Below are 13278 nucleotides of genomic sequence, written 5' to 3' on the forward strand. Positions count from 1 at the left end.
CTGGGAGGCTCGCATTAAGGATGACGAGTTCAGGCCGAAGCTCGGCAAAATCGGGTCGCGCGGCTCGAAGGCCGGCAAACGCTATGCCGGCCAGGTTCGTGCGGCGATCAACCGGGCTGGCGGCCGGCCGCAACGCGGTGGTCGCTTCACAGGAAGCCGGACAGGGCGCGGCGGGGCGGCCGCCGCACTGCTGAAATCGCGCGACCGGTATGCCGCCTTCCGCCAGCGCCGGGTGATCGTCAAGGCGCGGGTCGTCAAGCTCGCCGGCAAGGGCGCGGACGGGGCGCGTGCCCATCTACGCTATCTTCAGCGCGACGGGGTCACCCGCGAAGGTGAACCTGGCGAGCTCTACGGCGCCGACAGCGGCCGCGTCGACGGCAAGGCGTTCATCGATCGCGCGGACGGCGACCGCCATCAGTTCCGCTTCATCGTCGCTGCCGAAGACGGCATCGAGTACGACGACCTCAAGGCGCTGACGCGGCGGCTCATGGCGCAGATGCAGGAAGACCTCGGCACGAAGCTCGACTGGGTCGCGGTCGATCATTTCAACACCGGCCACCCGCACAGCCACATCATCGTCCGTGGCAGGGACGACCGTGGCGAGAACCTGGTCATCGCGCGCGAATATATCTCATCTGGCATCCGCGAGCGGGCGGCCGAGCTGGTCAGCCTCGATCTCGGTCCGCGAACCGACCGCGAGATTGAGCTTCGCCTGCGCCGGGAAATGGAGCAGGAACGCTTCACCAGCATCGACCGTCGGCTGCTCAGCATGCGTGATGATGACGGCCTGGTCTCGCCGGGCGGTCCCGACGCCATTCGCCAGACGCTGCACCAGGGACGGCTGCGCAAGCTCGAGCGGATGGGTCTGGCCGCGGAGGTCGGCGCTGGCTCCTGGCGCCTCGACGATGAGCTCGAAGCCACGCTGCGCCGCACCGGCGAACGCGGCGACATCATCAAGACCATGCACCGCGAACTGACCGGCAAGGGGCTTGCCCGCAGGGCCGCCGACTGGGTGATCCACGATCGATCCGGCGAGCCCGTCCAGTCTCTCGTCGGTCGCGTTGTCGCGCGTGGACTGGCCGACGAGATCAATGACCGCCATTACATGATCGTCGACGCCGTCGACGGTAAGAGCCATTGGATCAACATCGGTAGAGGCGAGGCGATGGAAACGATGCCTAATGGCTGCATCGTGCGTGTCGCGCCAAGGAACACCGAGCCGAGGCAGGTCGATCGTACCATCGCCGAAATCGCCGCCGCGCATGGCGGCCGTTACGACGTCGATATGCACCTGAAGCATGACCCATCCGCCACCGAGAGCTTTGCGCGAACGCATGTGCGGCGGCTGGAGGCGATCCGCCGCGCGACCGGCGGCGTCGAGCGAGAGCCGAACGGCACCTGGCTCATCGCGCCGGACCATCTCGATCGCGTCGCGAATTATGAGGGCCAGCGGGCCAGGGCCGAGCCTGTCGTTGCCGACAAGCTCTCCTCAATGGCGCTGGAGCGACAGGTCAGCTTCAACGGCGCCACCTGGCTCGACCGGGAGCTGGTTGCCGATAGACCCGAGCCTTTGCACGGATCCGGCTTCGGCCGCGACGTGAGAGAGGCGCAAGCTCGCCGGCGGCAGTGGCTGATCGCGCAAGGCCTCGCGCATAAAGAACAGGATGGGATCGTCTATCGAGCCAACATGCTTTCGATCCTGCGCCAGCGAGAACTGAACCGTGTTGCTGGCCAACTGTCGGAGGAACTTGGCCTGCCCTATGCCGAAGCGCGATCCGGAGGACGAGTAGAGGGTACGCTCCGCCGCTCCGTCGAGCTTGCCAGCGGAAAATATGCCGTCGTTGAAAAGTCGCGCGAGTTCACGCTGGTGCCATGGCGGCCGGTGCTTGAGCGCCATGTGGGCAAGGAGGTCTCCGGTGTCGTAAGTGGGGAGGGGATTTCATGGACCGTCGGCCGGCAAAGGAGCGGACCTGGTGTTTCGTGAGATGGTGTACAGCTTTTTAGCCAGCGGCGCGGGCAGCCATGCGAGCCCGCGTAGACCTTATGGCCGCACGCCCGCAATCGGTCGCATGGACCTGCCAGGCGGGGCGGCTTTGGAGCGTTCGGACCCGACACGCTGCGTGAGTGGCCAGACTTCGAGCGCTCGAAGATGCGGACTGTTGTCTGCTGGCCGGCGTTATTCCGGCTGGCCTATGACCGCGGCGCAACAGTTCACCGCTGAAGTTGCCACGGGCGAACATCGACAAGAGAAAAAACACCATTGCGCGATACAAATCGCCGTTGAAAGCGTTTAGGTTGCATGCGCTTCGCCAAGTAAACGGATACCCCAGAAGAGAGCCATGACCACGGCCCGCCATATCGTGACGCTGCTTAAAAGCCACATTGCCGGCGACGAGGATCGTTTCCTCTCTATCGCGATGCAGCTTGCTGCGCATGAGGCACGTCAAGGCCATGGTAAGCTTGCTCAGGAGCTCAAGGATCTGGTCGACGCAGCCAAGAGCAGGGACGCCCGGATTGTCAAGAGCAGTCGGCCGGTTCCCCTTTTTCAGCCAAAGGGCGAGCTCGCAGGGCTCCTGCATGTGCGCTATCCGGACCTGCGACTGACCGACATGATTTTGCCGGACAGTCTGCGCTCGCGCCTGCACCGCGTGCTGGGAGAGCAGCGCCAACAAGCAAGCTTGCGCGAGCACGGGCTTGTTCCCCGTCGCAAACTGCTTCTGGTCGGCCCGCCAGGATCAGGCAAGACGATGACCGCATCGGCATTGGCCGGGGAGCTTCATCTGCCCCTTTTCACGATCGTCCTCGATGGTTTGATCACCAAGTTCATGGGAGAGACTGCCGGAAAGCTGCGGCTTGTTTTTGATGCAATGCAGGCGACGCGGGGCGTCTACTTCTTTGACGAATTCGATGCCATCGGCGCGCGTCGAGGCGAACGCCAGGATGTTGGCGAGATTCGGCGCGTGCTGAATTCGTTTCTGCAGTTTCTCGAGCAAGACGACAGCCACAGCCTGATTATTGCGGCAACAAATCATCCCGAGCTGCTCGACAGAGCTTTGTTCCGCCGTTTCGACGATGTCATCGAATACGCCGTGCCCGATCGGCCGATTATAGAGGCGCTGCTTCGGGCTCGACTCGACCGCTTCGACACCAGAGGGCTTGCCTGGAACGAGGCGATCTCTCAGGCAGAGAGACTGTCGCAGGCCGAGATCACGCGCGCGGCCGACGACGCTGCAAAAACCATCATATTGCGGGGGGGGAAGCGGATCACCTCGGAAGCGCTCATCGACGCTCTGAAGGAACGCCGGCAGGCGTCGCTGTTTGAGTAGCGACAGCACAGATCATAATGGCAGACGATTTTCCGCGCGACCGCGCCCATATCCACCTTCGCAACAACGGCATTCGGGAAGCCTATCGGCGGCCCAACCAACTTATACATGCACCGCCGCTGCCGGCGCGTGATCGGGCGTCGCATGCTGCGGCCTTGACGCAATCCATCGAACAAGCGGTCGAAAGTGCACGCCAGCAGATTGCGGCGCGTGACCCCCAGCTGTCGGTCGGCACGCCTGGCTTTTACCTCGCGATCGATCTGCCCATGTCCGGACGGGCGGCCCTCGACCAGTTGGCCGATCGTCGCCAGCACATGGAGCTGGTCGCCGTCCATGAGCCAACTCAACCCGGTGCTCCCATCACAGCGTCGGTGTTCCTGCCGCAAAGCGCGCAAGCCTATTATTTGCGGAAAGTCGAGGCGTATCGAGACGTTGATACTGACCGCGGCAGACCGCGCAACGAGCCGCTCGTCTCCCGCATGGAGACAGTCAGGCTGGCGACTGCACGATCGTTGTTTACCGACCACGACGACCTCTTCCCCCAGGCCGCTGACGAGCAGGTGTGGTGGGAAGTCTGGCTGCGCGACGGTCGCCGCGAGAACTTCGAGCACATTGCCGAAGCCCTGAACATCACTTTGCGCACGCATGCGGTTAGGTTTCCGGAGCGGGTGGTCATGCTGGCCCTCGCCAGCACGGCAATGCTCGACCGCATGATTGCGCACAGCGATGTCGTCGCCGAGCTGCGGCGCGCGAAGGATACGCCGTCCTTCTTCCTGGGCCTTGGCGGCGCGGAGCAAAGGGACTGGAGCGACGAGCTTCTCGGGCGCGTCAGACCGCCTCAATCCGATATTGCGGTCTGCATTCTCGACAGCGGCGTGCGTCGCACCCACCCGTTGATCGAACCCGCACTTGCCGTTTAAGACTGGCACACCGTCAAACCGGCATGGGGCAGCGACGACACACCTGCGTGGAGCGGCCACGGGACGCGAATGGCAGGTGTCGGCCTGTACGGTGATCTGGTCCCGCTCCTGGTCGGAGGCGATCCAGTTCCATTGCCCTTTCGGCTGGAGAGTGTTCGTATCCTTCCGCCAGAAGACGAGGCAAACGATCCAGAACTCTATGGCGCGATCACCGCGGAAGCGATCGCCCGCGCCGAGGTGCAGGCGCCGGAGCGCCGCCGCGCGATCGCAATGGCTGTGACAAGCGCCAGTCCGGCGCGTGGAAGGCCCACATCGTGGTCTGCCGCTATCGACCAACTCTGTTTCGAAGAGGAACAGCGACGCTTGATCGTTCTCTCTGCCGGCAACATCGGCGATGACCTCATGCCGGCCGAGCATTTGACGCGCAACGATCTGGAAGCAGTCGATGATCCTTCTCAGGCCTGGAATGCGCTGACGGTCGGCGCTTTCACAGAAAAGGTCGATATCATTGACACCGACTTTTCGGGCTACGCTCCGATCGCGCCGGTCGGCGAGCTCTCGCCGCGCAGTCGCACTTCGGTCGTTTGGGACAGGCAGTGGCCGGTGAAGCCCGAGGTCGTCTTCGAAGGCGGCAATCTCGCCCATGACGGTGTGTTGCCCGGCGAGCCGATCGACGATCTGCAGATATTGACCACTTTCTGTCGACCCGAACTGCGCCACTTCACCACCCTCGGAGATACGAGCGCGGCAACGGCCCATGCCGCACGGATGGCGGGACTAATTCTATCAGCGCGCCCCGAGCTGTGGCCTGAATCGGTTCGCGCCCTGATCGTCCACTCGGCCGAATGGACTCCGGCGATGCGCGCACGCATCGATGCGTGCAACGGAGCGAAGGGCGAGATCCAGGCGCTCGTGCGGCGCTATGGTTACGGCGTGCCAGATCTTGGGCGCGCGCTTCTGTCAACGGTGAACGACCTCACGCTTATCGTTGAAGATGAGCTTCAGCCTTTCCAGCGCGAGGGCGGCGCGGCTGCCAAAACGCGTGACATGAAGCTGCATCGCCTGCCTTGGCCGAAGGAGCAGCTCGCGGCGCTCGGCGCTGCCCAGGTCGAGCTCCGCGTCACGCTGTCCTATTTCATCGAACCCAACCCCGGTGAACGCGGATGGACCCGCCGGCATCGTTACGCGTCCCATGGTCTTCGGTTCAGAGTAAAGTCAGCGACCGAGACAGTCGACGAATTCCGAGCCCGCATCAATCAGGCCGCTCGGGACGAGGAGGAAGGGGCGCCTGCTGGAGGCGGAGAAGAGTGGCTGCTCGGCACCTTCCGCGATCGCGGCTCGTTGCACGCCGATTTCTGGTCGGGCAGCGCCGCCGATCTCGCCGAGCGTGACGCGATCGGCGTGTTCCCGGTCGGGGGCTGGTGGAAGGAGAAGCCTTACCTGGAACGCGTCGACGCTCTGGCTCGGTACGCCCTGATTGTGACGATTCGGGCGCCTGGGGTCGATGTTGACATCTTCACACCCGTCGAAGCAGCCCTGACTGTCGAGACGTCGGTCGAGACCTGATGCAGCACTGTCCAAACCGGCCAACAACGGAGGTTTGACCAGCCTCTGGTGCCATGGCGGCTGGTGCTGGATCATCACGTCGGCACGGGATCATGCGCGGAGGACGATAGGCCGGCAAAGGAGCGGGCCAAGCGTGTCATAATGGCGCCCATGGTCACGCCCACAAGCCGCGCCCCCTGCGTCTACGGAGAGGTGCGCGTCTGCTTAGGCGGCCGAGACATCGCTTACCTGATCAACGCGCTCCGTATTTGCGCCTGTAAGCGGCAATGAAATCGTCGTCGCTACAGATGCAGCGGCCGCTGGAGTCCTTGGCCTTCGGATCGTGCAAGTGAGAGCCAAGGGGGCGCAGAAGATTCACCCGAGTGCTCGTCGTCGGGCTCATGGGAAACCCCGCACTATGCTTGACCAAATCCGCGGCAAGCATAATCCCGGCAAGCACCGACTGAAAGGCCATCGGAACCACAGTTCGAACGCGGCGACTTCCTTCGCTAAGCTGGAACACCAGACCGCCGCAGATAGCCTGCTGATAAAAGGAGCGCAGGGGCTGGCCGACAAACGGGGCTAGCGGTTCAAACGGCACAGCCATCGCTGTAGCCACGCGAACTACAAAGTCGTTGGGAACTCCGGCATTTGTCTGCAGGAGCGTTTTCACCTGCTCGTGTGCTTCCGGTATTCCGAGTTCCTCGGCAATCAGCTGGTGCTCGTCCTTGGATTTTCCGGATGGCAGGTACATGCAACAAAGGCAAGCCTGGCCGTCATCGAAACCATGCCGGGAGATACCGAGATCGTGCTCCTGCATCCAAGCGTTTGCGATCCATCGCGGCAGTGCACCTTGGACAGCCAGACGGTCGGCGGCGGTGTCAAGCGCCACACCCACTTGGTCTAAGACCCAATTGCCCCGGCGCGCAACATATTCTGCCCACGTCAGAGGGTGCGCCTCGACCTCAAGGCCAGTCGATCTAAGGGCGGTGGCTGCAAGAACCGCCTTGGACATACCAATCTCCGCCTGGCCGGCCAATGCGTAGCGCTGCAGGTTTGAGAGTTCGATCGCTTCGTGATCGATTACATGCAGACGACCCTTGAGATCGGGTTGTCTCGCTAGCGCCCAAAGCGAGCCATGGCCTATCGCACCGAGCCCAACGAGGTGGGTTTCGCCAAGGTCGACTGGGAAGTCGATCGGGCCAGCCTCCCCGGCTTTGGTCTTGTCGTAGCTGCATAGCGAGAGGTCGATGGTTTCGTCCAACTCGGCGCCGGTCAACTGGGCGGCGAAGATAGTTCGAAAGACGTTGGCGGCGCCGAAGCAACTGGCGGCGCCAGCTCCAAAAGGCAGCAGACTTGGGCCAGAGCCCACCGGGTCCGTACGCGACAGCTTTGCCGCCCAACCGTCCGATCCCACGAAAAAGATCGGGCACCGGAGTGATGGGCGCGTTACCCCTGCAACGACGCAGACGGTGGCAGACTTGCCGGAACGCCGGATGCCGACTTTTGGATTGATCGACTTTGCCAAGCGCTCCAGCGCTTGGGCTTGAGAGCTCGCCGCGCTGTCCAGCGGGAGTATCGCCAGAACCGGGTAGAGCCTAGCGAGCAATCTCACCGCAAGATCTAGTGTCGCCTGGCCTTCGGCGCAGGAAGCGGCCTGATGGTCGAAGGCGACTGCCACGACCTGCTTTTCAAGAGCTGCTTTGAAGTCTCCCAGATGAAAATCGGCCAGGACCTGAGATGCCGCCGTGGCGGCACGATCGATGAAGTTAGCGAATGCCATTGTTCAACTCGATATCATGATCATTCGCGACAGTGCCGCGGGAGGGAGCGCATTCCATTTGGCCTTTTCGTCAAGCCGATAGGCGGCGACCCGAGCAAAATCGAAAGGCTCGCGGGCGAAATTCGGCACTACCAGCGACAGACACCCAACCGTGGTAGCAACCGCATAAGCGTCGTCCGTCGTCGAATGGTAGGCGCGGCCCGGATGGCTGTGAATCTGGGCCAAGAGTTTCAGGCCGCTTTTGTAGAGCCAGACATTGAGCCGGTGCAGTTCTTCGGCCGCAACGATCACGCAAACGCCATCGTTTGTCCGAATGTGACGCTGCGCCGGGATAACCGTCTCTGTTACGGCAAAGTGCCGGTCTTGCTGAACGCCGACCCAGAGCGCCATCCCCTCATTGCCTTCGCGACCAACTGAGCGCAGATGCCCATGCGTGGTCGAGATGCAGCCGCGCGGGAGAGTCACGATCGTTACATCTCTCAAACCAGTCATTCTTGTATCGCCTGAGGGGATACCACCATTCCTACGATTGCCGGTGGGAGTTGAATCTGCAACTGCTCTATAGGAATGATTCCGTACTTGATGATCTTGTCCAGGATGAAGGCCAAACAGCCTTCGCCAGAACCCCGATGAAGTAGCCATGGATCACCTGAATGGGCTGGATTGTCGTGGTATTCCCGGACGCCCGCCATGCACAGGAATGGTTCGTCCTCGGGACTGTTGGCCTGGATGAAGTCCGTCAGCGGCACGGCGTTCTGCTGGATGAGAGCTCCTATCATCTCCGGCGGCGTTCCGGGCAGCGGCGGACGTCTAAGCATTTTCAGGTATAGATCTTTCCGGGCAATCGGATGACGCGTAAACGGATCGACGAAGACCACGGACGGTGGTCTTAAGTCGTAGTCGGTGAAGTCGACCTCGCTCGCTGCGCTGATCACCCGTGGTTTTAACTTGAGGCTTGCGAAAATGAAGAAAGCGCGCGGAAAGGTCGCCTCGATCAAGAAGCAGCCCTGAGCCCGATAGACATCAGCATATGGCCGGAACCGGCCGATCTCCCGATCAAACTTCGCTCGGGAGACCTCCGGATCCACACTTTGGGGTTTAGGCACCTGCGACGCCCGCCTTCAGGCTGAGGAACAGGGTCACAGTATTCGGGAAACCGAAATCGCCAAGCTTCTTGTCGACGTCGAGCAAGTTGCCGGCCTCATCCTTCAATTCCCAATTCTCGGCTGGTTGGGCGACATTCTGCGTGTTCTCAAGGGCTTTGGTACGAATGACGTGAAGCGGCTGGTTGGGATTGGCTTCGACCTGCGTGGGCTGGCCGTTCACCACCATCGTGATCTCGATCTTGCCCGGCCCGCCGCCGTGATTATCGCCCTTACCCGAATCCTTCGACATTGTCCTACTCCTGTGGCTTGCCAACCGTCCCACGCCCTGGCGCCCACCTGCGAGTGAGACCGGCGGTCTTCAATCGTTCACCCGGCGCCACGGCCGCGAGTACGCGAAAGACAGGGGATAAGCTACCGAATCGGTGCTTGCCTTCTTTTATGGGTGACTTGAGCCGCAAGTAAATGGTCTCAAATTGCTCCTCACAACTATAATCGATTATAGCAATGCGAAAATATTGGCGACACGCCTATTCATCTGCTCTCTCACTCGCCTGCTCCGTGCTTGGCAAGGGGAGCTTTGACTGCGTCACGCGTCCCCCAATCCTGCAACGCATTCACCCGAGCCTGCGCGACACCAGCGCCCGCACCGGCCGTGATCCGCAGAACGAAACGCTGATCGTGGCGTTCTATCGCGAACTGGCGCTGCTGTTCTGGCTAGACGATTGCAACGACGTTGGCCTGATCGCGCCGGAGCAGCTCGCCGCCGTGGAGCAGGCGCTGGGGCACGGCGTACCGTGCGTTCTCTCCGGATTCGAGGGCTGCGCTCAGCTGCGCGCTTCGCTGGTGCTGGATCGGCGAACGGCGCCGGCCACGGTGGCCGCTGGCTGGGAGTACATCCATTTCGAACACTGCGCACTGCCCGAGTTGGACCTGACGCAGATCGACCTGCGCGCCTCGCTGCTGGGCAAGGCTATGCGCGCGCCGCTGCTGATCAGCTCTATGGCCGGCGGCATGCCACGGGCCGAGGCCATCAACCGGCATTTGAGCGAGGCAGCGCAAGCCTTGCGGATCGCCATGTGCGGTTCGCAGCGTGTGAGCCTGCAATCCCGTAACTCCCAGGGGCTAACGCGCGCGCTGCGCCGCCTGGCGCCAGACATTCCCTTGCTGGCCAATATCGGCGCCGCGCAACTGCGGGAGGCCGACGGCCTGGACCTGGCGCGTCGCGCGGTGGACGCGCTGGAGGCCGATGGGCTCATCGTCCATCTCAATCCGCTGCAGGAAGCGGTACAGCCGGGAGGGCGACCGCGACTGGCGCGGCGTCCTGGCGCTGATCGCTGGCGCCGCGCGCATCGTGGGCGTGCCGATCGTGGCCAAGGAAGTGGGGGCGGCCTGTCCGCCTCGGTGGCCTGTGCGCTCGTCGAGGCGGGCGTGGCGGTAATCGATGTCGCCGGCGCCGGCGGCACCAGTTGGGCCGCAGTGGAGGGCGAGCGCGCCCGCAATGCCGCCGACCGTGCAGTGGCGATGTCATTCGCCAATTGGGGGATTCCCACCCTGACCAGCGTGCAGGCGGTGCGTCGGGCGCTGCCAACGGTGAAGCTGATCGCGTCGGGCGGGATCCGCGATGGCGTCGACGTGGCCAAGGCCATCCGCCTGGGCGCGGACATCGCCGGGCAGGCGGCCAGCGTGCTGGGCGCGGCGACAGTGTCCACCGAGGCCGTTGTCGCGCATTTCGAGATCGTCATCCGCCAGTTGTTGGGTCACCATCAAACCAATTTGACGCCCCGGGACAATATCGTCCGGCATTGTCCGGTGTGCGACGATGTTGGGGATGCGACATAGGCGGATTGCCGTGTATTAAACCGCTTTTCCTTTGGCACGCATATTGCGCCCTATCGGTAAACCTCGTCATGGGCCGGCGGCAATCGCTCGGAGATTGTCGAAATAGCACAATCTGCCGGGGTGACATCCGGCCCGACTAGAGCAGGACCTTTCAGATGATGCAGAAAAGCAAGCGGCCATACTCGCGGGGAAATAGTCGCGTCAGGGCTGCATGGACGCTCTTTCCTGGTTGTTTCGGCGACGGACGCCAACTCTTCAATCGGCACCCGAACCAGTGCCTGGATGTCCAAGGAGCGCCCCTGTTGCGCGTGCCTGGCTGCACCCGCGTGCTGGCTCTCCTCCAAGGCGACGCTCGGCGCTGCTGCAGACCGGCGACGAGAACCCAACTTCAAAATTAGCATTCCGAAAACCGAAAGAAGTGAACAGGTATGTCCAGGATCGGCGCTTTGACGCGCGCGGCATGGCGATCGGCAACTCAGACGCTGGCCAAGGGTTCGAAAAGTTTACACCCGACGCTAGCGCCGGCCGATTTCAAGCGCGCACTTACGATCAACGATCGATATGGCGGGCTCACTGTCAATGTCCCCAAAATGCCTTTCTGGCTGACCGGGGGTGAAGCCTTCGTCTACCGCCGGACTAGCCACGGCGAGCAGCAGTTCATGCAGGTCGATGCTGCCACGGGTTTCAAGCGGCCCGCTTTCGATCAGGCGCGTCTGGCGGCAGCGCTAAACAAGGTGAGCCATGAGAGCTATCAAGCCGGCAATCTTCCGTTCGACCGTTTCGAACTGAGTGAGGATGGTCGCAGGCTCGACTTCCAGATTGAAGACACCCGGTGGAGCTGCGACCTTGCAAGCTATGACTGTACCAGCACCACATTCGATGCAAGGAAAGGGGACCGTAGGGAGCTCAGCCACCGCTACACGCCGCCAGCGGAGAACAACCCCGACAAGAGCAACGCGTCGCCCGACGGCAAATGGATCGCCTATATCAAGAACTGCAACGTTTTCCTGCGCAGCGAGGACGGATTGCAGGATGTTCCTCTGAGCCGGGACGGAGCCGAAGGCAATTGCTACGTCTTTTCGACGCTGAGCTGGTCGCCGGACTCGCGCCACCTCGCCGCTTACCTTGTTCGCCCCGGCTATAGGCGAGAGGTCCGCTACCTCAATTCATCGACGGACCAGTTGGAGCGGGAATATTCAACAATATTCTATCCCAGGCCGGGCGATGTCCTTCCGCTGCCCCAACCAGTCCTGTTCGACATTGCCGGCCGGCGCCAGATCGTGATTGACGGTGCCCTCTTCTCGAACGTCTTCGAACTTTCCCCTCTCCGGTGGTGGGCGGACAGCCGCGGCTTCACTTTCGAATATAACCAGCGCGGGCATCAGCTCTATCGCTTGGTCGAGGTAGACGCCGCCTCGGGCCGCGGGCGCTCCCTGATCGATGAGACCAGCGAGACATTCGTGGATTATTTGCCGCTGGGGCATGGCCAGGAGGATGCCGGAAAAATCTTCCGTTACGATGTCGATGACGGGAAGGAGATCATCTGGGCATCAGAGCGCGACGGGTATGAGCATTTGTATCTTTTCAACGGCCGGACAGGCGCGCTCGAAAACCAGATCACCCGAGGTGAGTGGGTCGTCCGGAGGGTCAACCATGTCGATCCGGTGAAGCGTCAGATCTGGTTCGAGGCGAGCGGGATGAACTCGCAGGAGGACCCCTATTGGGTCCATGCTTACCGCATCGGCTTTGACGGCAAGGGACTGACTGCACTGACGCCCGAACCGGCCAACCACCATATCGAGTTCTCGCCTGACAGGCGCTATTATGTCGATCTCTGGTCACGCATCGATCTGCCCCCGCGCATGGCACTCTACCGCGCCAGCGACAATGCCAAGCTCCAGCAGATCGAGACGGCCGACATTTCCGAGCTCGTCGCCGCAGGCTGGCAGCCGCCGCTCAGTTTCCATTCCAAGGGGCGCGACGGCAAAACTGACATCTGGGGTGTGCTCCACCTGCCAGCCAACTTCGACCCGACGAAGAAATACCCGGTTGTGGAGAATATCTATGCTGGACCCCACGGCTCCTTCGTCCCAAAATCCTTCTCGCGGTGGACAGAGCCGCTCACGCAGCTGGGCTTCGTCGTTGCTCAGATCGACGGCATGGGCACCAACAACCGCTCCCGCGCCTTCCATGATGTTGCTTGGAAGAATCTGAAGGACGCAGGATTTCCCGATCGCATTCTGTGGCACAAGGCGGCGGCCGCGCAATATCCATGGTACGACATATCCAACGTCGGCATTTTTGGCGCATCCGCCGGCGGCCAGAGTGCAGTCAGCGCGCTGCTCTTTCACCCCGATTTCTACAAGGTCGCCGTCGCCAAAAACGGCTGCTTCGACAACAGGATAGACAAGACCTGGTGGAATGAACTGTGGATGGGGTGGCCGGTCGGCATTGAATATTCGCAATCCTCCGCCGTTGACAATGCTCACAGGCTGCAGGGCAAGCTGATGATCGCGGTCGGCGAAATGGATGATAATGTCGATCCGTTTTGCTCGTTCCAGCTTGCCGATCGACTCATCAAGGCAGGAAAAGATTTTGACATTGTCTACGTTCCTGGTGCCAATCACCATACTCTAGGCACCTACACCGAGCGCAAACTCCTAGACTTCTTCGTTCGCAACATTCTCGGTCAGACCCCGCCCGACTGGAACAGCAAACCGATCGAGCTGGAGTAGCTTGTGGCTCTTGCAATTGTTAGC

General features: G+C 61.9%; 7 protein-coding genes and 3 pseudogenes. 6 read left to right on the top strand and 4 right to left on the bottom strand.

What is annotated here, in order from left to right; genetic code table 11:
* Nucleotides 1-13 precede the first annotated feature (13 nt).
* From rlxS to EN853_RS21595, 3 genes and pseudogenes are all read left to right on the top strand, one after another.
* A complete protein-coding gene (gene rlxS / locus EN853_RS21585) occupies nucleotides 14-1984 on the top strand; it encodes a relaxase/mobilization nuclease RlxS (protein WP_024505648.1) in 1971 nt (656 codons plus the stop codon).
* 355 nt (nucleotides 1985-2339) lie between these two features.
* Nucleotides 2340-3326 (top strand): ATP-binding protein, encoded by a 987-nt coding sequence (locus EN853_RS21590; protein WP_126057775.1) that lies wholly within the window; start codon nucleotides 2340-2342, stop codon nucleotides 3324-3326.
* Between the two features lie 17 nt (nucleotides 3327-3343).
* A pseudogene (locus tag EN853_RS21595) lies at nucleotides 3344-5812 on the top strand (S8 family peptidase).
* A 232-nt stretch (nucleotides 5813-6044) separates the two neighbouring features.
* Here EN853_RS21595 and EN853_RS21600 read toward each other — a convergent pair.
* The 4 genes from EN853_RS21600 to EN853_RS21615 are packed head-to-tail and all read right to left on the bottom strand — an operon-like array spanning nucleotide 6045 to nucleotide 8969.
* The gene (locus tag EN853_RS21600) at nucleotides 6045-7574 is read right to left on the bottom strand and encodes an E2 ligase fold family C protein (RefSeq protein WP_126057776.1); all 1530 of its coding nucleotides are present in this window, start codon (nucleotides 7572-7574) and stop codon (nucleotides 6045-6047) included.
* Between the two features lie 3 nt (nucleotides 7575-7577).
* Nucleotides 7578-8066: a Mov34/MPN/PAD-1 family protein gene (locus EN853_RS21605; protein ID WP_126057777.1), complete on the bottom strand. Its 489-nt coding sequence runs from the start codon at nucleotides 8064-8066 to the stop codon at nucleotides 7578-7580.
* Complete coding sequence (locus tag EN853_RS21610; protein ID WP_126057778.1) at nucleotides 8063-8680, bottom strand: putative metal-binding protein; 618 nt, start codon at nucleotides 8678-8680, stop codon at nucleotides 8063-8065. Before EN853_RS21610 ends, EN853_RS21605 begins: the two co-directional genes overlap by 4 nt.
* Nucleotides 8673-8969 (bottom strand): DUF2604 domain-containing protein, encoded by a 297-nt coding sequence (locus EN853_RS21615; protein WP_126057779.1) that lies wholly within the window; start codon nucleotides 8967-8969, stop codon nucleotides 8673-8675. The genes EN853_RS21610 and EN853_RS21615 overlap by 8 nt, the downstream gene beginning before the upstream one ends.
* A gap of 311 nt (nucleotides 8970-9280) precedes the next feature.
* Between EN853_RS21615 and EN853_RS34375 the strand changes: the two are divergent.
* The 3 genes and pseudogenes from EN853_RS34375 to EN853_RS21625 form a co-directional block, all read left to right on the top strand.
* Nucleotides 9281-9520: pseudogene (locus EN853_RS34375) on the top strand (hypothetical protein); the annotation flags it as partial.
* A pseudogene (gene fni / locus EN853_RS21620) lies at nucleotides 9509-10432 on the top strand (type 2 isopentenyl-diphosphate Delta-isomerase); the annotation flags it as partial. The pseudogenes EN853_RS34375 and fni, both read left to right, overlap by 12 nt.
* A 515-nt stretch (nucleotides 10433-10947) precedes the next feature.
* Entirely contained in the window at nucleotides 10948-13254 is a 2307-nt protein-coding gene (locus tag EN853_RS21625) for a S9 family peptidase (RefSeq protein ID WP_126080685.1), read from the top strand.
* Nucleotides 13255-13278: the final 24 nt, after the last annotated feature.

This window comes from Mesorhizobium sp. M1C.F.Ca.ET.210.01.1.1 (assembly GCF_004791585.1).
In the GTDB taxonomy this organism is placed as follows: domain Bacteria; phylum Pseudomonadota; class Alphaproteobacteria; order Rhizobiales; family Rhizobiaceae; genus Mesorhizobium.

Bases quoted from the DNA above. Each gene is read 5' to 3' on its own strand.
- EN853_RS21590 (WP_126057775.1), top strand. From the start codon at position 2,340: ATGACCACGGCCCGCCATATCGTGACGCTGCTTAAAAGCCACATTGCC.
- EN853_RS21600 (WP_126057776.1), bottom strand. From the start codon at position 7,574: ATGGCATTCGCTAACTTCATCGATCGTGCCGCCACGGCGGCATCTCAG.
- EN853_RS21605 (WP_126057777.1), bottom strand. From the start codon at position 8,066: ATGACTGGTTTGAGAGATGTAACGATCGTGACTCTCCCGCGCGGCTGC.
- EN853_RS21615 (WP_126057779.1), bottom strand. From the start codon at position 8,969: ATGTCGAAGGATTCGGGTAAGGGCGATAATCACGGCGGCGGGCCGGGC.
- EN853_RS21625 (WP_126080685.1), top strand. From the start codon at position 10,948: ATGTCCAGGATCGGCGCTTTGACGCGCGCGGCATGGCGATCGGCAACT.